A 26955-nucleotide genomic window follows, 5' to 3' on the forward strand; every position below is an offset into this window, starting at 1 on the left:
TTATAACCATTCCTTTCTCAGTGCCCTCAAGGGGTTGGCTCATTGCATAGGAGACAACAAATAGTTATTCACCAAATTTTAATTCACCCTCAAAAGCAGATCTATATCGATCCCGAATATCATCCTGAGTAAATGGCATGGGACTTCGATCTAGTAATCTTTTCTGTTTAATGCCTTCTTCCGCGAGCAAGTCCAAATCATTTTCTTTAACACCAAATGAATGTAATTTGCTCGGAATACCAACATCTTTCACGATATTTCTCAATTCACGAACGGCGGCGATGGCTGCTTCACGTTTACTCGTATATTCTGTATTTATCCCTAATTTTTCGGCCATGACAGTCATTTTATCAATGCATGACGGCCAAATATAATCGTATATATATGGAAGCAGTACTGCGTTTGCTTCCCCATGTGGAATTTTATAAACGCCTCCTAATGGATAGGCAAGTGCATGGACGCCGGCCACCCCGGCGTTATAAAAACTTAAACCGGCAATCATGCTTCCCCACGCCATATTACTGCGTGCTTCTATATTTCCCCCATTCCATACAGCAGTACGAATGCTGGAAGAAATACGCTCAATCGCATCTAATGCCAGCGCATCGGTTAGAGGTGTCGCGTTAACAGACGTTAATGATTCAACCGCGTGGGTGAGTGCATCAACGCCGGTAGCAGCTGTGATTTTCGGTGGGACCGTATAGGTCAATTCAGGATCCACCACTGCCACATCAGCAATTAAATATTCATGCGTGAGGACATCTTTCGTATTTTCTAAAGAAAAAACCGCAATATCGGTTACTTCTGCGCCAGTACCGGATGTTGTGGGAATGAGTATTTTCGGTAAACCCTTCGCTTTGATTGATTTTGTGCCGGATAGATTTAAATAATCTTCCACGTTCCCTTCATGGTCCTTTAATACTGCGGCGGCCTTTGCAATATCAAGAGAACTCCCCCCACCAATTCCAATGACAAGATCGGCATCAAATGCCTTTACCGCCTGTAAAGCTTTATTGCCTATATCTAACGGAGGTTCCGGTACAAGCTCTGAATAAACTTGATACTCTACTCCCTGCTCTTGTAGGTGCGTTTCAAGTTTTTGAACAACACCTGCATCAATAACACCCGGATCGGCGTATACCATTACTTTTTTGGCATTAAAAGAATGAATGAGCGACGGAACCTTTCGGATCCCCCCTTCCCCTGATACAAGTTTTAGAGGGGATACAAAAGAATGAGACATAATAACAGCTCCTCGAGTGTTTTATCATGATAATTCGCCAATGTCGACGGTTTTCTGTAACCGAGTGACGATAGATGACGACCTCCACTTCGGAGGGATACTGATCATTTAGTTAGATGATGTAAATATGAATGACTGACGATACACATATACATTTTTAAAAGGAAAACCCATATACCGGCTAATGGTACATATGGGTTTTTCCTACTAGAGAGTTTTGGTTCTATATTCCTGATAAGGACTGTTCCAACGGTGTGTAATACATCGTGTGAACTGATAAAACAAAGCAGCCAATAAAGATCATACAATATTAAAACCCAGGTTACCCGCTCCCTACTGTAATTTCCCCTATCTCCTCGATCGTTTGCGGGTTAACTAGTAAATCTAAATCACCGGGGTCTTCCTTTAAGTAAGCTTTCCGGATCGTTCGGTGTTTAATTTTTTCATTTTTTGTTTTGGGGAGATCGGATATCGCGTGAATTGCCTTTGGACTTAGAGCCTTTCCAAGACGATTGCTAATCATCTCCATGAGTTCGTCCATTAGAGCTTTTGTCGCTTCATTGCCTTGATTGAGCACGACAAAACAAACGGGGGCTTCTCCCTTCACGGCGTCCGGTACGCCAATAACGGCTGATTCAAGGACAGCGGGGTGATCCACAATAATGGATTCCACTTCTGCCGGTCCTAAACGTTTGCCGGCTATATTCATCGTATCGTCAGATCGACCGAAAATCGTCCAATAGCCATCTTCATCTTGAATCACGGCATCGCCATGAACCCACGTATTCTCCCATTTTTGCCAGTAGGTTTCTTCATATCTCTCCGGATCCTGCCAGAACCCATCGGTCATGCCTAACCACGGCTGTCTTAGTACCAGTTCCCCGGTTTCGTTCACTACAGGCTCCCCTGATGAGTTATAGACTTGCGCATCCATCCCGAACGCTCGTGCATTAAAATTGGCTGGTGCTATCGGCTTGAGGGATATGTTCGTCAATATCACCCCGCCGATTTCTGTTCCACCGGAAAAGTTTATGATAGGGAATCGTTTGTTGATCACTTTTTCATACAGCCAGTGCCATGGTTCCGGGTTCCAAGGCTCTCCTGTCGACCCAATAGCCATTAAGCTTGAAAGATCATGTCTTTTCACAGGCTCTTCACCGTACTGCATGAGGGAACGAATCAACGTCGGAGCAATCCCTAGATAGGTAACCTGATGGCGATCGATTAATTCCCATAGACGGTCAATGCCCGGTTTTGTAGGGGATCCTTCATATAGGAGCATCGTTGAGGCACTCAGCAGACTGCCAAAAACATGGGAAGGCCCCATTATCCAACCCATATCCGTTATCCAGAAATTCACGCCGCCACTGCCTCCCGGTTGCCGATCGCCATTGCCGAAAGCTCCTTTTACTGCATATGGGCCATGATTATGAACCGTACCTTTCGGTCGGCCAGTCGTCCCTGATGTATAAATCACCATGCAAGGATCCATGCTGTCCATTGGTTCCGCCTCAAAATGCTCTATGCCACTTTCTAGTTCGACCCATTCCATATCTCTATTCTCCATCCAAGGGATATCTCTGCCCATCCTTGTCACTACAACGACTTTTTCCACACAAGAAACCATTGAAGCAGCTTCATCCACCACTTCTTTCACCGGAAATACGTTTCCTGATCTTAAATACCCGTCTACTGTGATAAGCATTTTTGCCTGGGAATGATCAAGCCTTTTAGCGATTGGATCTGCACCAAAACCTGAAAAACTGGGCACAAAAATAGCACCTAATTTAATGATCGCAAGAACGGCAACGACCATCTCGGGAATCATCGGCATTTGGATGACAATTCTGTCACCCTTAGAAATGCCCTGTTGTTTTAAGCCGTTAGCAACTTGATTCACCCAGTCGTTCAATTCGGCATACGTATATGTCTCACGCTTATAATCTTCCCGTTCCCAGATGATAGCGGGGCGATTAGCGATTTCGGGATCTTTAACCCATCGCTCCAGACAATTGTGTGCGACATTCAATTTTCCGCCGACAAACCAAGATGGCCATGCCATTCCTTTCCTAAAATCCACAACTTGCTGATAGGGTTGGAACCATTCAATACCGGTTCTCTTTTCTGCTTCTCCCCAAAACCACGAGATATCCCGAATCGAAGCTTCATATAACGCTTCATAGCTTTCAAACCCGAGTTCTTTGATCCACTCGTAAAGCGGCGACTGTTGCATTGTTTCCTCAGTTGGAAACCATACGGGGTTCACACTCATTTTATTACCTCACTCATCTAAAAGCTCCTGTAAAGAAAAGACTTGAACAGCATTAATGACTGCTCAAGCACCTTTTTCCATCCAAAATCATTCACCCACATTCACAACCAATTTCCCGTACGTCTTCCGATCCGCCAACAAATTTAACGCGTGTGGTACTTCTTCAAAGCGATACTGCTCATAAATCAACGGCTTGATTTTGCCTTCTTCATACATGGAACAAAGGGTTTTGTGGATATTTACCATTTCCTGTTCGTAAAGCCTGGCAAAATAACCCCAGTGAACGCCGACGATCGAGTAGTTTTTCACCAATGCGTGGTTGGCGGGGGCTTCAGGTATTCTTCCCCCTGCAAAGCCGATGACGAGTAGGCGGCCGGCGAAGGCAATGCATTTTCGTGAGCGATCAAAGGTGTCACTGCCGACGGGGTCGAAGATAACATCAGCCCCGCGGCCATCTGTTTCTTTTTTTACAGTGTCGACGAAATCTTCCGCTCTGTAATCGATGGCGATGTCGGCGCCTAGATCTTTGCATACTTGTACTTTCTCCGAGCCGCCTGCTGTTGCAATGATGCGTGCGCCGGCGGCTTTCCCTAGTTCAATCGCGGCTGAACCTACGCCGCCGGACCCGGCGTGAACGAGCAAAACTTCACCCTCTTTGATGTTTCCGCGATCGTGCAGGGCATAATAAGCGGTTTGATACGTGATGTACATGGCGGCCGCTTCCTCAAAGGGCATCGATTCCGGGACGCTGAAAACGGAGGCTTCCGGGACCGAGACCCATTCCGCGAAACCGCCGGCGGGCATCGCAGGTCTCGCCAATACTTTTTGCCCGACTTGAAAAGCACTTCCGTCATCGGCTGCTTCTACCGTTCCCGCGATTTCCGCGCCCGGTGTAAACGGGAGCGGTGGTTTTTCTTGGTATTTCCCTTGGCATAATAGGATATCGAAAAAATTTAATGCTGCTGTTTGTGTTTTAATGAGCACCTGTCCTTCTTCCCGAGCAGGTTTTTCGACCTCTTCCAAAGCCAGTGCCTGATCGGGATCCGCGAGTTCTTTTACTTGCCACGCGCGCATTCATTCCACTCCTTTTTTTATCGTTTAAACGCTGCCGCGCCGTCGTCCACGTAATGCACATGGGCATTCAGAAACGAGGCATCGTCGCTTGCCAAAAATGTCACCAGTTTCGCGACTTCTTCCGGCTTTCCAGCTTTGCGTCGCATTTGTGCTTTTTCAATTTTGCCCCATACTTCCGGGTTCTTTTTCCATTCAGATACGATTTCGGTTTCAATAAGCCCCGGTGCAATGGCCGTTACCCGAATGTTATGCCGGGCCAAGTCTAAAGCTGCCGACTTCGTCATGGAGACAACGGCGCCTTTGCTTGCATGGTAGGCGAAGCGATTTCGATCCGCGATATACGCGTAGATGGAGGCAGTGTTAACGATGACACCCCCATTTTCCTTCATGGCGCCCGCTGCCGCTTTAATGCCATAAAAAACTCCATTTTGGTTCACATTCACGACATCTTGGTAGTCATCGATGGGCATGTCCATTACGCTGTGGGGCGGGCTGTTAATGCCGGCATTGTTATGCATAATGTCCAGTTTGCCGAAGTGCGCCACCGCTTGATTGACGAGGTTTTTCATGCTTTCATAATCCGCGACGTTTACCTTGACAAAATGTGCGTCGCCGCCGTCTTTTTCAATGTCCGCGGCGGTCGCTTCCCCGGATGGTCCGTCAATATCACCGACGATCACCTTAGCTCCTTCGCGGGCAAATTCCTTCGCCGTCGCGCGACCGATGCCGGAGCCGGCGCCGGTCACGATCGCTGTTTTTCCTTCCAATCTCATCTCGCAATCCTCCTATTTTGCCGTCCCGCCGCCATCTAGAACGATCGTTTGGCCGGTCATAAATAACGCTGCCCGCGATGCCATATAGACGATCGTTCCGCGCATATCATCCGCTTCCCCGAGCCGTTGCAAAGGGACGTTCGCGATCATTTGATCTTTGATCGGTTCGATGACGTCTTTGCTCATTTTCGTCGGGATAAAGCCGGGGGCGATAGCGTTGACGGTAATGCCGTGCCGCGCCCAGTTGATGGCCAAATCTTTCGTAAAGGTGAGCACGCCGCCTTTGCTCGCGTTGTAACCGATCGCCTGCATTACTTCGGGATTTGAACCTTTCAGTCCCGCGACGGACGCGATATTGATGATGCGTCCTTGCGTGTTAGTTTCGATCATTTTTCTTCCGACAGCCTGAGACATGATGAAGGTGCCGACGAGATTGACGTTGACGACTTTTTGGAATTTGTCGACCGGCATATCTTCAGGGTTAAAACCGCCCCACGACGTGCCGCTGTTATTGACCAAAATCTCAATACTGCCAAAATGGTCCATCGTCGCGTCTACGACCTGCTGAACGTCGTCCTCGTCGGTGACGTCACAACGAAAAGCTAAGGCATTGCCTCCTTTGTCGTTGATCCGGTCTCTCACTTCGATGCATGCCTCTTCTTTCCGGGAACATAATACAACATTCGCGCCCGCGTCGGTGAGCGCTTCCGCCATCCATTCGCCAAGGCCCCGGCCGCCGCCGGTGATGATCGCGGTTTGGCTGCTTATGTCAAATAAATCCATTGTCGTCATTGAAAGGCCCCCAAATTATTGGTATTTTTTCAGTTCCAAACGCCCGATCGTGCGGCGGTGCACTTCGTCGGGGCCGTCCGCGAGACGGAGCGTGCGCGCTGATGCCCATGATTTGGCAAGTGAAAAGTCTTCAGTCACTCCACCGCCGCCATGGGCTTGAATGGCACGATCAATGACGCGTAGGGCCATGTTCGGCGCGACGACCTTGATCATGGCTATTTCCGTGCGGCCTTCTTTATTGCCGACGGTATCCATCATGTAAGCAGCTTTCATCGTGAGTAGTCGCGCTTGTTCGATTTCGACGCGGGAATCGGCGATCCATTCCTGAATGACACCCTGCTCGGAGAGCTGTTTACCAAATGTGGAGCGGTCTTGGACGCGTTCACACATCGCTTCAAGCGATTTTTCCGCTACGCCGATAAGGCGCATGCAGTGGTGAATTCGCCCCGGTCCCAAGCGACCTTGGGCAATCGCGAAACCTTTGCCTTCGTCCCAGAGAATATTCGAAGCCGGGACGCGAACGTTATCGAATTCCACTTCCCCGTGTCCTTCGGGAGCATCATCATAGCCGAAGACCGGCAAGTGTCGGCGGACCGTAACGCCAGGCGTGTCTCTCGGCACTAAAATCATCGACTGTTGTGTATATTTCGGCCCATCCGGATCGGTTTTCCCCATCACGATCATGATTTCACAACGCGGGTCCATGATGCCCGACGTCCACCATTTGCGACCGTTGATGACATACTCGTCGCCGTCGCTCTTGATGTGCGTTTCGATGTTTGTAGCATCAGACGAAGCAACGTTCGGCTCGGTCATCGCGAACGCGGAGCGGATCTTTCCTTCCAAAAGCGGTTCGAGCCATTGTTTCTTTTGCTCCTCCGACCCGTAACGGACGAGCGTTTCCATATTGCCGGTATCCGGCGCCGAGCAATTGAACACTTCCGGCGCGATCGACGAACGTCCCATGATCTCGCATAACGGCGCGTATTCGACGTTCGTGAGTCCTGCGCCATATTCACTTTCCGGCAAGAATAGATTCCATAAGCTTGCTTCTTTTGCTTTTGCCTTCATTTCTTCCATAATTGGTGGTGACTGCCAACGCGTCGACTGTTGACTTAATTGTTCTTCAAACACTTTTTCATTCGGGTCAATTTCCTTTTCCTTGAACTCACGCACCCGCTTCTGCAAATCTTTCACTTTTTCCGACAAACCGAAATCCATATAATTCACCCCTCATTTAATATATGCCAAGCGTACTTGATTAAATTTGTCGCTCTGTCGCCATAAGTTCTAAACCGTTCATCTTCCGTTTGTCCGTTTTTCCAGCGAAAATAAATTTGTTGAACAATCACGCCTAATTTGAAGTAAGCAAAAATTTGATAAAAATGAAGCGAAGAACAATCCCGCCCGCTTTTTTCGGCGTACCGATCAATCAGTTCCCGGCGGCTTAAAAACCCGTGGTGCTTCGTGATTGTTTGCGGCGGAGCCTGTAATAACGCCGAGTCATCCGCTTGCACCCAATAACTAAGAACAACCCCAAGGTCAAAGAGCGGGTCCCCAATCGTTGCCATTTCCCAATCAACGACCGCTTCAACTTGACGCAAATCGTTTGAGAATAATAGATTGTTAAACTTGAAATCGTTATGAATCACTGTCGTCTCCCCGTCCGCCGGAATATTGTCCACGAACCATTTTTTCAGTTTTTCATATTCGGGAATATCCTCGGTTTTGGCACGTTCATAACGTTTCAGCCAACCGTGAACCTGGCGTTCCATGAACCCTTTCGGACGTCCGAACGTATGAAGGCCGGCGGCTTCTGCGTCTACTTGGTGTAAGTCGGCCAACGTATCGATAAATGTGTAGGAGAGTTCCCGACATAATGCTTCCGTTACCTGTACCCCTTCGGGAAACGATTGATCAATGACGACGCCTTGTTTTCGTTCCATGACGTAAAACGTGGCATCCATGACGGAATCATCTTCCCCGAGTACATATGGTTTTGGAGCCAGCGGGAAGACAGGGTTGAGACGAGAAAGGATCCCGTACTCCCGTTTCATATCATGAGCTTTCGGAGGGAGCGGACCGAAAGGCGGGCGGCGCAAGACCCCTTGCCACTCCCCGCAAGATAAAAGATACGTCAAGTTGGACGCTCCGGCGTAATATTGCTCGACTTGCAAAGGTTCATCTTTGGGAATGTCATCCAGATGTTTGTCCAAAAATGTTTTTACTTTCGCTATGTCCAGTTCTTCTCCGCTGCGCACAGATTGGCTCATTTTGTTTCACCCCCGATGGACGTAAATCCTAATTCAACTCCGTTATGAAGCTCGACAATTGACGATGAGGTCCCCACGTCTACCACGAACTCGAAGAGCTCATCCAACCCCAGTTTCCCGAAATTACGCCCAACGCGTCCTTGTGCCACAAGTTGCGCGACATGATCGGGATCAAAACGTTGGTGTCGCGCATACACAGCGGCATCATTCAGATGGGCATTCCCAACGTTAAGCTGTGAAAGGATAAGGTTTGCACATACATAATCCTCCAGAGAAAATTGACCGAGCGAGCCTGCACAGATGATGATAACTTCTTCCGGAGCTTTCCGGTTAATATGATCCGCGATCGCATATGCGTTTCGCAAATTTCCCAATAGCAACGTGTCCGCATCTTTTGCTTTCATAATTGCCCGTGTGCCATTGGACGATAAAAAGACAATATCATGGTCTTTGATGCGTTCAGGCGTGTACTCGTCCGGCAAATGGGCCATATCAAACCCCTCAACAGGCTGGCCGCCAAGTTCTCCGCCGGTAAGGACGGATGAGTGATCGAGTTTTGTTTTTAATTGTTGCGCTTCTTCGACGCTTGAAACGGGAAAAATACGCCGGGCACCCCGTTCCATAATGGTGACGAGTGTCGTTGTCGCGAGAAGCACATCAATCACAACTACCGTCGCGCCCTGCAAGCTTTCTTGTTTAATTTCTTCTGTCGATAACCATAAACGGCATTTTTCCATGTTGAATGCTTTCACCACCTTTTCGAAGTTAGGCTAAGAGCGGATCTTTCCTTTGGGGGACGAGAACGGGGTTCGCGTCTCCCTAGTGCAACGTGGCTGAATCGCTCAATCACACTTGAAACCTTCTAATGATTGGTTCGGTTCGTTTATGCCTATTGGCGGTTTCCTTCCGGCTTTCGAAGATTATTTTAAATCACTAACGAGAGCGAGCTTTGGCGACCTAACTCCTGCTTTTGGAGGTCGTTAGGTCTTCAACGGGAGCTTTTGACGACCTAACCCCGGCTTTCGGAAGTCATTAGGTCGTCAACGACATCTTTTGGCGACCTAACTCTGGTTTTCGGAAGTCGTTAGGTCCTCAAAACAGTTAGTCTCATATCGGGGCGGAAACGGTGTGATCACTTATTTCAGCCGTTCTGCACTAGATGTCAATCAAATATATGACCTCATCCTATAATCTTCCAACATCAGAATAAAGCGTTTTCAAACCTGCTGGAAGAAAGAGGGGCACCATGCATTTTATTAGCCCCTCTTTGTTTTTCCTAGTAAGTCTTGAAAACGACCTTTCCTTTCAAAACATCTTCCTCTTTTTGATTTTTCGCGTTCACATTAAACGTGATTTTCCCTTCGGTTTGCTCGCTCACTTCCGCGTGCAAAGAAATTACGTCATCCAAAAAAACCATGCCGCGAAAACGGATTTGATACGTTTCGATGAACCCTTCTTCGTAGTAAGGGGTGAAGAGTTTAGACAGGTTGCCCATCGTCCACATGCCGTGGGCGATGATGCCGGGCAACCCCGCTTTTTCAGCTTCTCCATCAATCGTATGGATCGGGTTATAATCGCCGGATGCGCCGGCGTACTTGATTAAGTCGAGCCGTGTTACCGGAGGCAACGTAATCGACGTCAACGTATCGCCGGTCTGTTTTTCTGCAATCGCGCTCATGCCTCCATCCCCTTTCTGACCGCTTCGGTAATAATCACGACTTGTTCAGCGCGGAAAACAAGCGTCCCCTCGCTGTCCTCGCCTTTTCCTTCGAGGCTGAGAATGCCCATCGTGCCGCTTTTGCCTGCTTTTTCTTTGTAATCTTTCACTTCCGTCCAGCAATGGATGTCTTCGCCGACGAGAAGGGGACGTTCATAATGATAGATTTGCTCGCCGTGAATGAGTCCTTTGCTCGGCAAGTTCAAACCGGTAATTTCCCCGTAATCAAACACGCGCGGAAACGTCGGCGGCGCGATGTTGTCCCCGTAGCGGGACGCCTTCCCAGCTTCTTCATCGACGAAAATCGGGTGCGCGTCGCCGATCGAATCGGCGAATTTGCGCACGGCGCCCCGTTCGACCGTATTTCTCACCTTATTTGATCCCTTTCCGATTGCCTCTTCAAACATGAGCTCAACCCTCCTTTAATCTTTCGGTCCGCCGGCGACATAGATGACTTGCCCGCTCACGAACGACGAACGTTCATCGGCGAAGAATGCCACCGCGTTCGCGATATCTTCCGCTTTGCCGCTTTTGCGCACCGGAATTTCCGCGACACGTGCCTCCACCATTTTTTCAAAAGGAACGCCAATGCGCTCGGCCGTCGCCTTCGTCATGTCGGTTTCAATGAAACCGGGGGCGATGCAGTTCGCCGTGATGCCGAACTTCCCAAGTTCAATCGCCAGCGTTTTCGTGAATCCTTGCAAACCTGCTTTCGCCGTCGAATAGTTGGCTTGGCCGCGATTCCCGAGCGCTGATGTCGATGATAGATTAATAATGCGCCCGTATTTTTGCTCGACCATGTACCCTTGCGCCACGCTCGCGGCATTGAACGAGCCTTTAAGGTGAACATCCATCACCGTTTGCCAATCGTCTTCGCTCATTTTAAAAAGCATGTTGTCGCGGATGACACCGGCATTGTTCACGAGAATATCGATGGAACCGTACGCGTCATGCGCTTCTTTCATCGCCGTTTCCACTTCGGCACGATTCGTGACGTCTGCTTTAATGGCTAAAACATCTTGACCGGAAAAGTAATCCCGCACCTCTGCCAGCGCCTCTTCATTGACATCGATGAGGGCCACTTTCGCGCCGTCATTGACGAGACGCTCGACGATTCCGCGCCCGATGCCTCGGCTTCCTCCGGTTACAAATGCTGTTCGTCCTGAAAAATGTGTCATATCTTCCACTCCTATCCTAGATTTAATTATATTTTACATGAAAAATAGAACCGCACCAAACACGTGGCAACAACTTAGATGTGTTGCCCGAGTTTAACGTTTCCTTTTAATAGGTTACGAGAAATGATCAGGCGTTGGATTTCGTCGGTGCCGTCATAGATTCTCCAAAGCCGGGCTTCCCGGTACCAGCGTTCAATGGGAAGTTCTTTTGTGTAGCCCATCCCGCCGTGGATTTGCATCACACGGTCAATAATGTCATTTCCTTTCGTCGCTCCATACAATTTTGCCATCGACGCATAGTGGCGATTGTCTTCGCCGTTGTCCAAGCTGAAAGCGGCATTGAGCACCAACCATTTGGCTGCTTCAAGTTCAACCGCGGAGTCCGCAATTTGCCACTGGATCGCCTGGCGCGTCGATATCGGTTTTCCGAATGTCTCCCTTTCTTGGGAATACTCGATCGCCATATTAAGCAAACGTTCGGCCGATCCGACCGCGCGCGCCCCAACAATCCAGCGGGCGAAGCCGATCCATTCAAGCCCGAGGTCATAACCGCGATGCAACTCGCCGAGAATGTTTTCTTCCGGGACGCGCACTTGGTCGAAAATAAGCGCCGCCGGTCCCCATTCGCCCATCGTGTCAATGTATTCGGATTTCCAGCCCATCTCCCGTTCCACGATGAAACAGGTCGTGCCGTCCCGACCGTTTGCCGCGTGCGCTTCTTTGTCCGTAATCGCGATCACCATGACAAAGTCGGCTTCATTGCCGCCGGTAATGAACGTTTTCTCGCCGTTCAGCACCCATTCATCACCGTCTTTTTCCGCGGTCATTTTAATGTTTTGCGTGTCAGACCCGGCGCCGGGTTCCGTCATGGCAAAGCAAGATCGTTTCTCACCGCTGATCGTCGGGAGCAAGTATTTTTCCTTTTGTTCTTCGTTGCCGTAATACAAAATATTGTCGGCGGAACCGCCGAACGTGAACGGGACGAACGTCTTCGACACTTCCATCATGACGATCGCGTACATGACTTGGCCGAGGTCAGCGCCGCCATATTCTTCCGGCGTATTGATGCCCCAGAAACCGGCGTCTTTCGCTTTTTGTTGCAGTTCGCGGATTTTTCCTTCCGGAAGGCTCGGTTTTCCTTCCCGTTCATTGCGCAAGACATCATTCTCCAACGGCATCAGTTCTTTTTCTACGAATTTGCGGATCGTTGTTTGGACCATTTTTTGTTCTTCGGTTAAGCGTAAATCCATCGGTTTCATCTCCTACATGTAAATTTTATCTGGCACTTTTGGCATTTAATCTGTCATTTCCGGTGCATATTCTGTCACTTTTGAGTCGGATTCTGTCATTTTCGCCACAGAATCTGTCACTTAATCTCTTTCCACAGCAAGCGCGATGCCTTGGCCGCCACCAATGCAGGCGGTAACTAGGCCTTTCTTCTCCCCGCGGCGCTCGAGTTCATAGCATAATTTTGTTACGAGCATGCCCCCGGTGGCTGCAATCGGGTGGCCATGGGCGATCGCTCCCCCGTTCACGTTGACTTTGTCCATGTCAAAGGAAAGTTCCCGATCACACGCGAGCACTTGAGAGGCAAATGCTTCGTTAATCTCGATTAAATCAAAATTGTCGAGTTTGTCACCGGTTTTTTCCAACACTTTTTTCACCGCCGGGACGGGGCCGATGCCCATGATGTTCGGGTCCACGCCCGCGACAGCTGATGCCGTAACCCTCGCCAATGGCTTAAGCCCGCGTTTTTTGGCTTCACTCCCGGACATCAACACCAACGCGGAGGCCCCGTCGTTAATTCCCGACGAACTGCCGGCGGTAACGCTGCCGTCTTTTTTAAATACCGGCGGGAGCTTGGCGAGCGATTCTTTCGTCACGTCCGGGCGCGGATGCTCGTCTTCGTCAAAGGTGACCGTTCCTTTTCGTGTCTTCACGTCGATGGGCACGATTTGATCCTTGAAGTACCCTTTGTCGACCGCGTTCGCCATCCGTTCCTGGCTTCGTAAAGCGAAGGCATCCTGCTCGTCACGGCTCACCTCATATTGATCCGCCAAGTTTTCCGCGGTGATGCCCATCGGCGGGTCCCCGATAGCATCGGGCGAGAGCCGGCGATTGATAAACTTCGGCGGGCGCAAGTCATAGGCTCTTTCTTGCACCGCCATAAGGTGGGGGCTGCGCGTCATGCTTTCGGTGCCACCGGCCACAACGACATCGGCGTTGCCCGCGATTATTTTCTCGGCCGCGAGCGCGACACTGTTAATGCCGGAGCCGCATTGGCGATCAATCGTGAGGCCGGGGATGTCGACCGGCAAACCCGCTTCGAGAAGCGAAACACGCGCGATGTTTCCTCCCCCGCTCAAGCAGTTGCCGAAAATGACGTCTTCTATTGCTTCGTGTTCAACATTCGCCCGGCGTAACGCTTCCCCAATCACTTCACCGCCATACACGGCCGGGTCGACGGACGCCAGCGCTCCGCCTTTTTTGGCGATGGCTGTCCGTACGGCAGAAACGATAACGACATCTTCCATTTAAATCATCCTTTTCTCAGTATTTTAAATGTCCCTGTCCCTTTTGCGATCGCTGTGCCTTCCGTATCCATAATCACCCCTTCGACGGTTGCCGACTTGTAGCCGAGTTGCAAAATCGTGGCGCTCGCCGTCAACCGCCCTTTTTTCACCGGAGCCAAGTAGTTGACGTTTAAGGATATGGTCGTGCTCGGCATCCCGGTATGTCGAGCGAGGGCCGCACCGAGGATGTTGTCGAGCATCGTGGCGTGGACGCCGCCGTGGAGGATGCCGTTGCGATTCATGTGTTTCTCGTCGATATCGAGGACGACGGTCACGCCCCCGTCTTCGGCTTCAGTCATCTCAAAGCCGACGTGATTGAAAAAATGGCTTTCGCTTGCTAGTTCCACTTGTGTATGCCCTCATTTCGTTGTCTCGGATGCGATCAGTTCCCTTTTTAGTATTTTGCCGACAGCGGTTTTCGGAAGTTCATTAACAAAAGAAACCAGTTTTGGCACTTTGTAATTCGATAGACTTTCTTTGCAAAAATCGATCAATCCTTCTTCCGTGAGTTCCGCACCTTCGTGTTTTACGACGACGGCTTTGACGGTTTCGCCGCGGTACGGGTCCGGAACGCCGATGACGGCAGCTTCTTGGACGGCCGGGTGGCGGTAGATGACGTCTTCCACTTCAATCGGGTAAACGTTGAAGCCGCTCGCGAGGATAAGGTCTTTTTTTCTGCCGACGATGAAGTAATAACCGTCTTCGTCGATGTTTGCCAAATCGCCTGTATAGAGCCATCCATCCCGAAGCGTCTCTGCGGTTTCTTCCGGCAAGCCGTAATACCCTTTCATGATTTGTGGGCCGCGAATGATGAGCTCACCGACTTCACCGGTCGGTTGTTCTGCTTCCCCGGTGGCAATATCGACGATTTTCGCTTCCGTATTCGGCAATGTGATGCCGATGCTGCCGGTTTTTTGCAATCCATCGACAGGGTTGCGGTGCGTGACCGGCGAGGCTTCGGACAGACCAAACCCTTCAGCGACGTTGGCGCCTGTGATCGCGTTGAATGTATTAATGACTTCAACGGGAAGTGGAGCGGAACCGCTCGTGCAAATGTTCAGGGACGAAACATCAAATGGATGCGCTTGATAATGCTGTAATAATGCCATGTACATCGTCGGCACCCCGGGGAAACTGGTCGGTTTGAGCCGTTCGATGATTTGTACGACTTCCTCGACGTCAAAGCGGGGAACCAAGATGATGTTTCCGCCGCGATAGAGCGTGATGTTCATCGCGCTCGTCATTCCGTAGACGTGGAAGAGCGGCGCAATCGAGAGCACCCGTTCCTGCTCATCACTCTTGATGGCTTGCGTCGCAGCCGATTGCATCGTGTTCGCTACCAGGTTGTAGTGGGTGAGCATCGCGCCCTTCGAGCGTCCCGTCGTGCCGCCCGTGTATTGAATGACGGCCACGTCTTCTTTTGCGTCGATCATTGTCTGCGGCGGTTCGCCATCATCATTTAATAATGAATCAAACTCGCCGGGTCCTTTTAACGAGACTTCGATGGCTGTTTTCACACTGCTTTCATTTTCGATCGCTTGGAAAATCGGCTTTAGGTCGTCCAACATAATGATCGCGCTTACATCTGAATCGTTGAGCACATGCAGCAACTCCGGCGGTTTGTACATCGGATTCACTTGCACAACGATCGCGCCCAGGCTGAGCACCGCAAAATAACTCACGGGGTACTGTGGGCAATTCGGGAGCATGAGCGCGACGCGATCCCCTTTTTGGACCCCGCGTTTGGAGAGTGCGCTCGCCACACGCTGGATGTTGTTGCTCAGTTCTTCATATGTGTACGTGAGCTCCCCGAACGTCATTGCCGTTTTATGGCGATTGTCGCTGAGGCTTTGTTCGAACATTTCGGGAAGCGAAATTTCAGGTATTTCGATATCTGCGTATTTGCTCAGGCTCTCCTGCATTTGTGCTCCTTCCTTTCTAAATGATGGCTCGCTTTTATATATGCAAAAAACATGCCAATACTGGAAGCGTTTTCTATCGGTGGGATACTAACCATTTAGTTAGTTATGCTTGAGTGTTTCAATGCAAAAATGAATGACTTGATTCATTTTTGTATCCTAATGTGTTAGACATGTACGATGACATTTTTTTCACGAATGCTCGTCGGAAACGTTTCTACCTGCGCGTCAGCCGGTTGGTCTGTATCAACGGTCACTTCATAGTTTTTAACATAATAACGATTGGGATCAATAATTGACTTCCCGCTTTTAATATCAAATTCCCATCCATGCCATGGGCAACGGAGAATCTCACCTTCGTTAATCAAGCGAACGTCATCCAAGTTATCGCCGCAAACATACATGCCTTGAACACTTCCCTTACATAGGGGCGCCCCTTTATGAGGGCATATATTTTTTATGGCAAAAAACTCACCTTTAATATTAAAAACGCCTATAGAAATTTTGCCAATTTGAACGATTTTTCTTTTCCCTTCTCGGATTTCACCAACTGTCGCGACAGCATGTTCGGCCATTTGAATCCTCCGTCTTTTGATGGTGATTTTAAGGTAGTTTATAAAATTCCTTTGCATTTTCATAGAAAATACGATTCTTTAGATCTTTGTCCATTTTAGGGAATGTTCTGATCGGTGAATCAAAGTCCCAATGAGGGTAATCACTCGCGTACATCATGACTTCTTTTGCGTTCATCATGTCAAATATTTGTAGAAGATGTTCTTTATTTTCAGGCGAATGTAGGGGTTGGGACGTCACTCGAACATTTTCTCTGACGTATTCACTTGGTCGTTTTTTTACCCATGGCACTTCATTCCTAAGGCCTCGCCATCCTTCATCCAAGCGCCAAAGAAGCGGAGCAAGCCAAGAGGATCCCCCTTCAACAAGCGCAACCTTCAAACCCGGGAAGCGTTCAAAAACGCCCTCTGAAATAAAACTGACGAGATGGGCTTGAACCGAGAATGTAAGGCTAGTCGACCATTCAAAATAAGTCGTCGGATATCCTGGCGATGCCGGTGAGTTAATCCCTAACCCTTCGGATGTCGGATGAATCGCGAATGGAAGCCCAAAGTGTTCACAAGCTTCATAAATAGGGTGAAACTGTTTATGGCCGTAATTCATGTCCGAACCGGAATCCGTAAGAACTTGAACCATATGAGGATGGCTCGCCCAGTGTTCGATTTCGCGAACAGCCGCCTGTGGATCCTGGGGCGCTACGGTGATCGAACCCTTGAATCGCCCATCGAAGTTGTTATTATCCAGCCACTTGTCGGCAAGCCATTGATTGTAAGCCCTTGCCAAATCAGCGGCCATGGTGGGGTTGGGCCACATCGTTATATTCGGAATCGGCAGCAAAATAGCATAATCAATCCCAAATTGATTGATTAATTGTTCCCGCAGAAAATCAGGATCACTACCTGGCGCACCACCTTTTTCAGGCAGCGCATCCAACCGAAGAACGTGATGAGGATGATTATAAAAAGGCCTGGAAAATGAAACATAATGTTTGTGCCATCGAGAAGGAAGATAGGCATGCAATTCTTCCAATTTCCTTGGTATCGGGTGCACATCGCAATCAATAATGCCGTTTAATTTATTCGGCTTACCAATCTCTGCCACCACTTATCCCTCCTCTAAAATTGTCACCTTTCTGAATAAAAAGCGCTTACATTTTGATTTTACACTTTTATTATAAATAAGTAAATCCCAGCTGTATTGCTATAAAAATGAGTGACTGATGCAAAATTGTATCTATAAGACAAAAGCTTGCATTTATTTTCCAGGGTGGAAAGGAAGCGGTAATCTACGGTTGCCTGTATTATTTCATACAAAAGCAAAAAATAGTATCCCGTGTTCCATTTGTTATAGCCCATAATGAAATGGCATACGTAGATTTCGACACATCGCGTCATAATATGGGAGCGCGATGATTCAAAAATGAATAATAACGACCCCGATATGAATCGACAACAAATCCACACGGCACACCAAAGAAAAAAAAGCCAAGAGATTGGATGGAGGTGTTCGATACCTCTTCATCTCTCGGCTTGAAAGCTTGTGAAAATATTAGCTTGACTCTATTTTAGTCGTCAAAATCAACGAGTTCGACTTCTCCATCTTCAACGACAGCCATTCTCAATTCGGTTACCATTCCGCCGTCTTCGTCTACCTCACTGACTTCATAAATGTGTTTGTCATCATCCACTTGCTGTAAACCTTCGTCCATGTGCTCGCGAATGGCATGAGCATCTTCGGTTTCACCGGCTGCACTCATGGCTTCAGCGAGGATATAAACACTGTAATAGTGGTAGCCGGCTTCCGAACCGGGATCGGCATCAAACGTGTCTTGATAATCACTGATAAATTGTTCGTTTCCTTGATGAATATCATCGACGAGGGGCGGAACCCCGACCGATCCTTCGATGACTTCCGGCGCACCGCCGAGGACGTTATCAATTTCATCGAGTTTCGCCTGGTCCATTATGAGAAACCCTCCTTCAAAGCCTTGTTCTCTAGCCTGGGCCATAACTTGTGCCGTCGGTTCCGATGATCCGCCGACGAAGAGAACATCCGGATCTTCAGCTAACGCGTTGGTGAGTAACGTGTAAAAGTCAGTATCCTGGGCATAGTCCACTGAGCTTTCATGAACGACGTTGCCGCCCATCTCTTCCCAAGCCGGTGCCAACGCTTCCGCCCAATCCATGCCGAACTCGGTGTTTGGCGGCAACATGGCTAAGTCCGTGCCGAAGCGTTCCATTTGATATTCGGAAAACGGCTCAATATATTTGTCATACGTAGGAGGTATTCTCCACGTTAAATCGTTATCTTGTTGCGTGATTTCAGGCTCACTGGAATAAGAGGCGAGCAAGACTTCATCTTGTTCATTAAATACTTGCGTCGCGTACGTTCCACCACTATGAGGCACGAAGATCACGGGCGTGTCGTTTTCTTGCACGAGCCGACGTACGTTGGCACCTGTTTCATCCGGCAAGTATTGGTCATCGAGGGACACGAGGTTAAACGAATACATTTCTCCATCCACTTCGAAACCGCCGGATTCGTTGATTTCTTCAATCGCCATCGTGAGGCCGTTTAACGTATTGTTTCCATAGTAAGCGCCAGCACCGCTTAATGGGCCGCTAAAGCCAATGTCTACCACTTCCGTGCCTTCGGCCACTTCTGTGTCCACGTCGACCTCTTCGCCACCGTCACCATCGGGAGCGCCGGGTGCAGGGGTTCCTTCCGCTTCCGTGACATCTGCATCTTCCCCGCCACCATCACCGTTACACCCGACCGTCAATAGCATCATGACGCCACCAACTATCATACTGACCTTTTTCATGTGCTGATGCCTCCTTTTTTAAGTTTAAGATTAAGATTAAGCTCCGATATAAGCCTTTCTGACTTCATCATTGGAAAACAATTCCTGACTATCCCCTTCCACGACAATATTTCCATCTTCAATGACGTACCCGCGGTCAGCAATTTTCAAAGCGGCATTGGCGTTTTGTTCTGCCAAAAGAATCGTCGTACCGCCGCGGTTAATTTCCTGAATGACGTCGAAAACTTGTTCAACAATCAGCGGTGCCAGTCCGATCGAAGGTTCGTCCAGGAGAAGCATTTCGGGTTGTGACATCATCGCCCGTCCGATAGCTAGCATTTGTTGTTGACCGCCGCTAAGCGACCCCGCTGATGCCTTTTGCTTTTCTTCCAATATTGGAAAAAGAGTGTAGACACGCTCCAATGTTTCCGAGACTTCTTTTTTATTGCGCTTGATCACATAAGAACCCATTTTTAAATTTTCGGAAACGTTCATTTCCGGAAACAGTTTTCGGCCTTCCGGACAGTGGCCGATGCCTGCTTTTACCAAATTACTGGCAGGAACACCGCCAATCGATTTTCCCTTCCATTCGATGCTTCCTTTTGCCGGTTTATTTAACCCACTGATCGTCCGGAATATCGTACTTTTCCCGGCACCGTTCGCCCCTAGCAACACGACCAGTTCGCCAGCCTTCACACTCATGGAAATGTCTTTCAAAGCCTCGTAATGCCCATATCGCACCGATACATCATTGAGCGTTAGCAGCTTCATCACCCCCTCCCAGATAAGCTTGAATCACCGTTTCGTTGTTTTGGATCTCTTCAGGTGTTCCTTCCGCTATTTTTTTGCCCTGGTTAAGAACGACGATATGATCGGCGATTTCCATGATCATCTGCATCTTGTGTTCGATTAAACAAACGGTTAAGCCGTTGTCAATCATTTTACGCATCAAATTCGTCAGCCCGTCTGTTTCATCCGGGTTGATTCCAGCGGCAGGTTCATCGAGGAACACAACCTCAGGGTCGGTGGCAAGCGCTACGGCAAAGGCTGCGCGTTTTTTGGCTTCCTGGGAAATGTCTGAAACGAGCCGGTTCGCTTCCTTTGTTAACCCTACAAAATGCAACACCTCCTCTGCTTTCTCACGACTTTCCCGTTCTTCACGTTTCAATCTTGGTGTGCGAAAGAGTGCGTCAAATACCCCGGATTTCGTACGCAAACGATGTCCGACAATAACGTTATCCATGACGGTCGCCTGCTCAAACAAGTTTGTCGTCTGAAACGTACGGGCAATCCCCAATTTCGCAACGTTAAAAGCTTTCTTCTTCGTAATATCTTCGCCGTTAAAGACAACCGTTCCTTTTGTCGTTGGATAGAACCCGCTAATCACATTGAATAGCGTCGATTTCCCAGCCCCGTTCGGACCGATGATCGCCGTAATTTTTCCCTTTTGAATGCCGACATCGACGCTATCCACAGCCGTCAATCCTCCAAATGCTTTCGTTAGGCCTTTCGTTTCAATGAGCATTAATCTCCACCCCCATACGTCGATGTGTTCGATGTTTGCTTTTCCAGTTTTTGTTTTTTCTTATATTGCCGCTTCGCTTTCCACATTTGAATGCCACCGACAATTCCTTTTGGGTAAAAAATAACGAGAAGAACCAAGACCGGGCCGAAAATCAACATGCGGTACTCTTCCATAAATTGGAGCGATTGCGTCAGCGTAACAATCAGAAACGTCCCGACGAGCGGACCGTACATCGTGCCGATACCGCCAACGATCAAGTACGTCAACATATCAAACATCGTCATCGTGTACGATATTTCCGGTCCGATAAATTGGACGAATGACGCGTACAGCGCCCCGGCCATCCCGGCAAAAAAGGTGGAGATGACAAACGAGAGCAATTTTTGCTTCATCGTGTTAATGCCGATCGTTTGAGAAAGATCCTCCGAATTACGAATGGCGACGAAGGTGCGACCAACAAGCGATTCGCTGATGAACTTCATAAAGACGATCGTCAATACGAGAAACACGAGCACCAAATAGTAATTGGATTCGGCACTGTCAAATGTAATCGGACCAATCGCGCCGGGAGGCTCGATCCCGATAAGGCCGCGCACGCCCCCGGTTAATTCATCCCACTGGTAGATGATGAGATAGATGATATACCCGACACAAAGCGTGTAGATGGCAAAATAATGCGTCTTCGTTCTGAGAGCAATGAGTCCGATTAATAATCCGAGCACCGTTGTAATCACGCAAGCGAGAACAAACGCAAGCCAATACGGCACATTCACATCCACCGTTAAGAGACCGAGCGAGTACGCCCCAATCGCGAAAAAACCTGCATGGGCGAGGGTGAGCTGCCCTGTATAACCGGATATTAAATTCATGCCATAGACAGCGATTGACCAAATAAAGGCGAGCGTCAATATATACAAGTAATACTGATTGTCTGTGACAAAAGGGACGACTAAGGCGATGAGCAAAAAGATGAGCGGCGTGGCGTTTCTTTTGAACATAGGCATGTCTAGTGAGCCCCCTTTGCAAACAGACCTTGCGGTTTCACCGTTAAAATAATGACGAGCAACACAAAGGCAATGATGTCGCTGTATTCAGCTGAAATAAATGTGGCACCGAGGCTTTCCGAGAATCCAAGAATGTAACCGCCAAGTATCGCGCCCGGTACGCTTCCCATCCCACCGATAATGACGATGACAAATGCTTTCAAAATGACGAGGTGCCCCATGTCAGGGAAAACGAGATTAATCGGTGAATTCAGGGCAGCGGCAATTGCCGCGAGACTTCCTGATATGAAAAACGTCAACATCGCCACACGGTTCGCGTTGATCCCTTGGAGAAATGCCCCTTCACGGTCTTGGGACATGGCAACGATCGATGCCCCTACCATGGTCTTTTTTAAGAAAAGTTGCAAGGCGATCATGACGAGAATCGCAGCCACGACGATTAAAATGCGTTGCGTCGTCACCGTAATGCCGAGAAAGGAAACGATATCGTCGCTAAAGGGAGTAGTCATTGATCGATAGTCCGAGCCCCAAATGACGCGTATGAGCGTTTCCAGGAATAATAGCAATCCAATGGCCGCAATTTTATCGTGAATAGGTGGCGAATCGCGAAGCTGGTTAAACACGAGACGTTCCATCAGAATGGCGATGACTCCCACGACTAAAATAGCGATGAACATGCCTACAAAATAAGGCATTCCCAAGAGAGTCATCGACATTAAAGTTACATAGCCACCGACCATATAAAGAGCCCCATGAGCGAAGTTCGGTACATGAAGAATGCCATAGACAAGCGTCAATCCTAAAGCAACAAGGGCGTACACGCTTCCGATCGTGAGTCCGTTAAACAGTTGTTGTGCAAGAACATCCATGAAGCACCAACCTCTCTCTAATTCGTTTTCTTAGATACGATAAGTTCTCTTTTAAAATTTTAATTTTTTTCACTTCTTTTTTGGAAGTTTCATCGACCAAAAAAACCAGTCTTCGGTAAGTGCACCGGTTTTAACAACGACTGCGTTCCGATTCACCGTGATCATACAAAAATGCATTAAAGTCGCTGACTTTTTAAACACGAAACTTCAATAACTGTTGATACTGCTTTCATTTTTGATCGCTTGGAAACCTCGTTTAAAGTCGTCCAACATCATGCTCGCATTTACATCTAACCGCGAAATAACTTTCGATATCTTCGTATTCGATTGGAGTTTCCTCGCATTTATACCCACTTCCTTTCTAAAATGATGTCACGCTTTATAGATGCAATAAGCGCGCCAACTTGAAAGCGGTTTCAAATGGTGGGATACTAACCGTTTAGTTGAACAAATGCAGATATCGATACAAAAATGAATTTTTTAATTCAATTTTGTATCACAGGAAAAATTGAAGCCGTGAGATTGATGTATAACAAAGCGCGTAGATGAGTCCAAGAATGGCGGTTTTTGATTTAAAAAAACAAGATTGACTCGACGAATTCACAGATGTTAATCAAGTGCTATGATCAGTGTGTTATAATAGCAATTAAATAAACCGGCACGGCGACTTGGGGGGAATTAGGTGGATCAAAAAGTGATGTATTGGATGAGCGAGTCCAAAGAAAATTTAGACACTGCAAAGGTCCTTTATCGAAACGGCAAATTGTTAGAAACAGCATTCTTTTGTCACTTAGCCACTGAAAAAATGCTAAAAGCATTTATCGCCAAGCGTAAAGAAACAATACCGCCAAAAATTCATAATTTATTATCATTAGCCAATAAAGGAAGTCTAGATAATGAGCTTAGTGAGTCCCAATTTAACTTTTTCGCGGATCTTAATCCGTTTCAATTGGAAGGACGATATCCCGGGGATAGAGAGATTTTACTAAAAAAAACAGCCAAGAGAGAATTTGAAGAATTACTGAAAAGAACGGAGGCGGAGCTAAAATGGCTAGAACAGAAACTGAAATCCGAGAAATAATCCTCCAGTATGTGGGTGAGCTAAAAAAAGAAATAAGTGTCGAAAGAGTCATCCTATATGGCTCTTATGCCAAGGGGACAGCCACAGATAACAGTGATATTGATATTGCTGTAGAATCCAACGATTTTAGTGATCACTATTTGAAAGAATGGCAACGGTTATATCGGTATGTATGGAAAAGTGGCGTAGATCCATCATTAGAGCCCCGACCCTTTCACCAGGACATCGATCCATTAATGACCGAAGAGATTTTGAAAACAGGTAAAGTTATTTATGAGGCAGATACCGAAACCGCTCTCTCAGATTATTCGGGATGAGGTCTAATTTCACCGTTATGTCCCCCTGCTCACAGGAAAGTGCCAGAATAAGTTGCGAAAGTGACAGATTATCCTCTGAAAGTGACAGAAAAAGTCTCGAAAGTGCCAGAACACCATTGAAAAGTGCCAGATTATGCTCCAAAAATGCCAGATTATCCCCTAAGAAAAGACGGCAAACGGTCGAAACTTCACCCCCGCGCCACTCGCCCAAACCACCGGTAGCGCCGCCTCGAAACAAAGCGATATACCGGTCCGCCGATCAGACCGGCGCCCGGCACATGCATCAAAACAGCAACAGGAAACGTGACCGGCAGCAACGCGAGCAGTTTGCGCACGGTATTAAAGCCGGTCAACACTTGTTTGTCCGGGGTGAGCATATAAATCTCGTCGTACATATTTTTATAGGCGTTGGCTTTGTCGAGCGTCGCCTCGCTCACGTCTTGCACGGGGAACCAATAAACCGCGCCACGCCAGTCCAACTTGCCAAGCACAAGCTTTACCGCCCGGCAAAGCGGACACTCGCCGTCATAAAACACAACATATTTTTCCGTCATCGGACGTTCACCTCTCCATCAACCGTACCACGAAAAAACAGATGCGCCAATCCATTGACGCACCTGCTCGTCCTTAACATCCTTGATCGTTGCTGTCGTCCTCGTCTTTTTGTTTCCGCACTTTTTTTGTCATATCTTTCGCCACCGCGTCCTGCACCTGGGTCGCCTGAAAGAAGCCGAATTCGCCCGCGATCTCTTCCCTGTAATGATCGACGAATGCTTGGCTTGCTTCCACGTCCAATAAATTCTTTTTCGCCATGTGTATACCTCCTTCTTTTTTAGTCTTTCATTTCTGCATCAACTTTATAAATAAAAGCAAAAACTTCGGCGATCACTTCGTACAAATCAGCCGGGATCGGCGTGCCGATTTCAAGTTGGTCCAACAGCTCCGCAAGCGTTTCATCTTCTCGGACGGGGACATCGTTTTCCCGTGCCCGCGCGATGATATCCTCGGCGATCGCCCCGTGCCCTTTCGCTTTTACGACAGGCGCGATATCTTCCGCTTGCCGATACGTCAACGCCGCTGCCGTTCGACGTTTATCCTTATATGCGCACATCAAATCCCCCTCTTCCAATCGCCTCCCGCTCCGTCGTTACCGCACGCTTCTCCGTTTGATTCCAATGATAAGCGACGAGCTGAAACCCCTGTTCCTCCAACTTTTGCGCCAACACCGGCTTCAAATGCGCGACAATTCCCGGCTCCTTATGATCATTATAAATGTGCACGGAAATGTTCTTTTCTTTTATAAATAAATCAAGCACCGTCTCTTCTAAATGCTGTAATTTCAGGAAAAATAAAACCCGTGTGGAAGCGTCCTCCTGTCCCCGTTCGTGCGCGTGGGTTTGCCATTGGATAAAGCCGTCCGTTAAATAACCATCGAGATTAAACGGCAAAAAGCCGGTGCCTTGCGAAGGGTCCGTGTTCAGCAGCTGAAAGCCGAGTGATTGCTGCAGGAGCGGCAGAAATTGCTGGCGATCTGCCTGGATGACTGTTCGCAGATTCAACACATCTTCCGCCGGGCGCCCGAGGGCAGCAAGCATCGTTTGCAATCCGGAGGTGTCTGGCGCGTCCGCTCGAATCGTACCCTGAGCCAATAGTTTTTGCGCCACTTTCTGATGGCTCAGTTGCGCCGCTAACGATTGAGGATGGGCGGCGCTTTTTAACGTCTGCCAAATACCCGGGGTGAGCGGTATTTGCTTTTCAATCGCCCGGTGCGCGAGTTGCACATGCACCTCGGTCACACGCCCTTCCCCCTTCAGCCGTTCGGCCGCTTGCATGAGATCAGACGAACGAAACGGCGTTTCATTTCGAAGAAGCTGCTGGACCAAAGCGCGCGCATATTTATCATCCGGAATGCCGGACGATAAAGGCTCCACCTTTAATCGCGGCAACCCATCGATCGATTGAACGTGAAAAAGATAGCGGCCGCCGACACTGAGCGCGGTTTCCAACTTTGCCACGAGCGTATGTTGTCCGGTTTCAATCGTGGCAAGCTGCTCCGAGAAAAGACGGGACACAGTGCCGCTGAACATTTGGCCAATGCGAAACGTCGGTTTCGGTTGTCCGTTGTTATTTAATTGGTCGGAGAGAGCGGCGATATCCATCTTTTATCTCCTTACGCTTCCCGAGTGATGACAGGTTGAAACGAGCGGCGGTGCTCCGGGGAAGGCCCTTCCCGGTCCAGCGCTTCCAAATGGGCTTTCGTGCCGTAGCCGGCGTTTTCGTTAAACCGGTAGGCGGGATAGCTTTCATGCAACGTTTTCATATATGTATCACGGGTCACTTTCGCAACGACGGACGCGGCGGCAATGCTCGCGCTTTTAGCATCGCCCTTGATAAGCGGCGTTTGCGGAATATCGAGCGGCAATTCCATCGCGTCAACGGCAAGGTGGTCCGGACGGTTCGCTAATGCTTCGACGGCGCGTACCATCGCCCGGCGCGAAGCTTGATATATGTTGATCTCGTCGATTTCGTCTGACGTCGCCGTGCCGATGCCCACATCCGCGGCTGCGGTAATTTCTTCGTAAAACCGCGCGCGTTGCTCTGATGTTAGTTTTTTCGAATCGGTCAAGCCCGGGAGTTCGAATCGCTCGGGCAAAATAACCGCGACTGCCGTCACCGGACCGGCGAGCGGCCCCCGGCCAACTTCATCAACGCCGGCGATTTGCGCGCCGGAAAAACTGAATGTTTTTTCAAACGCGCGCATGTCCCTAAACTGTTGGATTAACTGCGCTTCCCGTTCAAGGATACGGTCGTAACGCACGAGCAGCTGCTGGACGCCTTTTCGTTCATCGGCGCGCAATGCGTTGACCCAATCGACCGATGGTCGTTGCTCGGCAAAAAGGTGTGCCTTGATCTGCGCGATCGATACGTTTTTTCCCACCGCGTTCACCTCTTTCTTTTCATATCGGTTA

Annotated in this window: 29 protein-coding genes; 2 read left to right on the forward strand and 27 right to left on the reverse strand. The window is 48.7% G+C overall.

Annotation, left to right across the window (positions count from 1 at the left end; translation table 11 throughout):
• Positions 1–64 precede the first annotated feature (64 nt).
• The 22 genes from HUG15_RS14145 to HUG15_RS14250 all read right to left on the reverse strand — a co-directional run bounded on the left by HUG15_RS14145 (position 65) and on the right by HUG15_RS14250 (position 22588).
• On the reverse strand, positions 65–1243 hold the full coding sequence (locus tag HUG15_RS14145; RefSeq protein ID WP_200123717.1) for an iron-containing alcohol dehydrogenase: 1179 nt from the start codon (positions 1241–1243) through the stop codon (positions 65–67).
• A gap of 322 nt (positions 1244–1565) precedes the next feature.
• Positions 1566–3515 (reverse strand): AMP-binding protein, encoded by a 1950-nt coding sequence (locus tag HUG15_RS14150; protein WP_200123718.1) that lies wholly within the window; start codon positions 3513–3515, stop codon positions 1566–1568.
• An 87-nt stretch (positions 3516–3602) separates the two neighbouring features.
• On the reverse strand, positions 3603–4589 hold the full coding sequence (locus HUG15_RS14155; protein WP_200123719.1) for an NADPH:quinone oxidoreductase family protein: 987 nt from the start codon (positions 4587–4589) through the stop codon (positions 3603–3605).
• A gap of 17 nt (positions 4590–4606) precedes the next feature.
• Positions 4607–5362: an SDR family NAD(P)-dependent oxidoreductase gene (locus HUG15_RS14160; protein WP_200123720.1), complete on the reverse strand. Its 756-nt coding sequence runs from the start codon at positions 5360–5362 to the stop codon at positions 4607–4609.
• A gap of 12 nt (positions 5363–5374) precedes the next feature.
• On the reverse strand, positions 5375–6154 hold the full coding sequence (locus tag HUG15_RS14165; protein WP_200123721.1) for an SDR family oxidoreductase: 780 nt from the start codon (positions 6152–6154) through the stop codon (positions 5375–5377).
• A gap of 15 nt (positions 6155–6169) precedes the next feature.
• Positions 6170–7375 carry an acyl-CoA dehydrogenase family protein gene (locus HUG15_RS14170; RefSeq protein WP_200123722.1) on the reverse strand — a complete coding sequence of 402 codons (1206 nt, stop codon included), beginning with the start codon at positions 7373–7375 and terminating at the stop codon, positions 6170–6172.
• A 5-nt stretch (positions 7376–7380) separates the two neighbouring features.
• On the reverse strand, positions 7381–8427 hold the full coding sequence (locus tag HUG15_RS14175) for a phosphotransferase family protein (protein WP_200123723.1): 1047 nt from the start codon (positions 8425–8427) through the stop codon (positions 7381–7383).
• Positions 8424–9164 (reverse strand): 2-phosphosulfolactate phosphatase, encoded by a 741-nt coding sequence (locus tag HUG15_RS14180; RefSeq protein WP_211202226.1) that lies wholly within the window; start codon positions 9162–9164, stop codon positions 8424–8426. The genes HUG15_RS14175 and HUG15_RS14180 overlap by 4 nt, the downstream gene beginning before the upstream one ends.
• Before the next feature lie 539 nt (positions 9165–9703).
• Entirely contained in the window at positions 9704–10105 is a 402-nt protein-coding gene (locus tag HUG15_RS14185) for a MaoC/PaaZ C-terminal domain-containing protein (protein ID WP_200123725.1), read from the reverse strand.
• Positions 10102–10551: a MaoC family dehydratase N-terminal domain-containing protein gene (locus HUG15_RS14190; protein WP_200123726.1), complete on the reverse strand. Its 450-nt coding sequence runs from the start codon at positions 10549–10551 to the stop codon at positions 10102–10104. The genes HUG15_RS14185 and HUG15_RS14190 overlap by 4 nt, the downstream gene beginning before the upstream one ends.
• Before the next feature lie 15 nt (positions 10552–10566).
• Positions 10567–11322, reverse strand: coding sequence for a 3-oxoacyl-ACP reductase FabG (fabG, locus tag HUG15_RS14195; protein ID WP_200123727.1), 756 nt, complete (start codon positions 11320–11322; stop codon positions 10567–10569).
• A 74-nt stretch (positions 11323–11396) separates the two neighbouring features.
• A complete protein-coding gene (locus HUG15_RS14200; RefSeq protein WP_200123728.1) occupies positions 11397–12572 on the reverse strand; it encodes an acyl-CoA dehydrogenase family protein in 1176 nt (391 codons plus the stop codon).
• 120 nt (positions 12573–12692) lie between these two features.
• On the reverse strand, positions 12693–13856 hold the full coding sequence (locus HUG15_RS14205) for a thiolase family protein (RefSeq protein WP_200123729.1): 1164 nt from the start codon (positions 13854–13856) through the stop codon (positions 12693–12695).
• A 5-nt stretch (positions 13857–13861) separates the two neighbouring features.
• The gene (locus HUG15_RS14210; RefSeq protein ID WP_246516351.1) at positions 13862–14242 is read right to left on the reverse strand and encodes a PaaI family thioesterase; all 381 of its coding nucleotides are present in this window, start codon (positions 14240–14242) and stop codon (positions 13862–13864) included.
• Positions 14243–14254: 12 nt separating this feature from the next.
• Positions 14255–15817, reverse strand: coding sequence for a long-chain-fatty-acid--CoA ligase (locus tag HUG15_RS14215; protein WP_200123730.1), 1563 nt, complete (start codon positions 15815–15817; stop codon positions 14255–14257).
• Between the two features lie 164 nt (positions 15818–15981).
• A complete protein-coding gene (locus HUG15_RS14220) occupies positions 15982–16389 on the reverse strand; it encodes a Rieske (2Fe-2S) protein (RefSeq protein ID WP_200123731.1) in 408 nt (135 codons plus the stop codon).
• 28 nt (positions 16390–16417) lie between these two features.
• A complete protein-coding gene (locus HUG15_RS14225) occupies positions 16418–17488 on the reverse strand; it encodes an amidohydrolase family protein (protein WP_200123732.1) in 1071 nt (356 codons plus the stop codon).
• A gap of 463 nt (positions 17489–17951) precedes the next feature.
• Positions 17952–19211, reverse strand: a complete 1260-nt coding sequence (locus tag HUG15_RS14230; RefSeq protein ID WP_200123733.1) for an ABC transporter substrate-binding protein — start codon at positions 19209–19211, stop codon at positions 17952–17954.
• A 36-nt stretch (positions 19212–19247) separates the two neighbouring features.
• Complete coding sequence (locus HUG15_RS14235; protein WP_200128986.1) at positions 19248–19955, reverse strand: ABC transporter ATP-binding protein; 708 nt, start codon at positions 19953–19955, stop codon at positions 19248–19250.
• Positions 19939–20715 carry an ABC transporter ATP-binding protein gene (locus HUG15_RS14240; RefSeq protein ID WP_200123734.1) on the reverse strand — a complete coding sequence of 259 codons (777 nt, stop codon included), beginning with the start codon at positions 20713–20715 and terminating at the stop codon, positions 19939–19941. Before HUG15_RS14240 ends, HUG15_RS14235 begins: the two co-directional genes overlap by 17 nt.
• Positions 20715–21719, reverse strand: a complete 1005-nt coding sequence (locus tag HUG15_RS14245) for a branched-chain amino acid ABC transporter permease (RefSeq protein ID WP_200123735.1) — start codon at positions 21717–21719, stop codon at positions 20715–20717. Before HUG15_RS14245 ends, HUG15_RS14240 begins: the two co-directional genes overlap by 1 nt.
• A gap of 2 nt (positions 21720–21721) precedes the next feature.
• Positions 21722–22588, reverse strand: coding sequence for a branched-chain amino acid ABC transporter permease (locus HUG15_RS14250; RefSeq protein ID WP_200123736.1), 867 nt, complete (start codon positions 22586–22588; stop codon positions 21722–21724).
• A 682-nt stretch (positions 22589–23270) separates the two neighbouring features.
• On the opposite strand from HUG15_RS14250, the gene HUG15_RS14255 reads away from it, so the two are divergent.
• Both HUG15_RS14255 and HUG15_RS14260 read left to right on the forward strand, forming a co-directional pair.
• Positions 23271–23669: a HEPN domain-containing protein gene (locus HUG15_RS14255; RefSeq protein ID WP_200123737.1), complete on the forward strand. Its 399-nt coding sequence runs from the start codon at positions 23271–23273 to the stop codon at positions 23667–23669.
• Positions 23636–23986 (forward strand): nucleotidyltransferase family protein, encoded by a 351-nt coding sequence (locus HUG15_RS14260; protein ID WP_200123738.1) that lies wholly within the window; start codon positions 23636–23638, stop codon positions 23984–23986. Before HUG15_RS14255 ends, HUG15_RS14260 begins: the two co-directional genes overlap by 34 nt.
• 188 nt (positions 23987–24174) lie before the next feature.
• On the opposite strand, the gene HUG15_RS14265 is transcribed toward HUG15_RS14260, so the two are convergent.
• From HUG15_RS14265 to HUG15_RS14285, 5 genes are all read right to left on the reverse strand, one after another.
• Positions 24175–24540 (reverse strand): thiol-disulfide oxidoreductase DCC family protein, encoded by a 366-nt coding sequence (locus HUG15_RS14265; RefSeq protein WP_200123739.1) that lies wholly within the window; start codon positions 24538–24540, stop codon positions 24175–24177.
• Between the two features lie 73 nt (positions 24541–24613).
• On the reverse strand, positions 24614–24799 hold the full coding sequence (locus HUG15_RS14270) for a hypothetical protein (protein WP_200123740.1): 186 nt from the start codon (positions 24797–24799) through the stop codon (positions 24614–24616).
• Between the two features lie 19 nt (positions 24800–24818).
• A complete protein-coding gene (locus HUG15_RS14275; RefSeq protein ID WP_200123741.1) occupies positions 24819–25097 on the reverse strand; it encodes an EscU/YscU/HrcU family type III secretion system export apparatus switch protein in 279 nt (92 codons plus the stop codon).
• Positions 25084–26145: a hypothetical protein gene (locus tag HUG15_RS14280; RefSeq protein ID WP_200123742.1), complete on the reverse strand. Its 1062-nt coding sequence runs from the start codon at positions 26143–26145 to the stop codon at positions 25084–25086. The genes HUG15_RS14275 and HUG15_RS14280 overlap by 14 nt, the downstream gene beginning before the upstream one ends.
• 11 nt (positions 26146–26156) lie before the next feature.
• A complete protein-coding gene (locus tag HUG15_RS14285; RefSeq protein ID WP_200123743.1) occupies positions 26157–26924 on the reverse strand; it encodes a ribonuclease HII in 768 nt (255 codons plus the stop codon).
• Between the last annotated feature and the right edge of the window lie 31 nt (positions 26925–26955).

The organism is Salicibibacter cibarius (assembly GCF_016495725.1).
GTDB classification, from domain to species: Bacteria; Bacillota; Bacilli; order Bacillales; family Marinococcaceae; genus Salicibibacter; species Salicibibacter cibarius.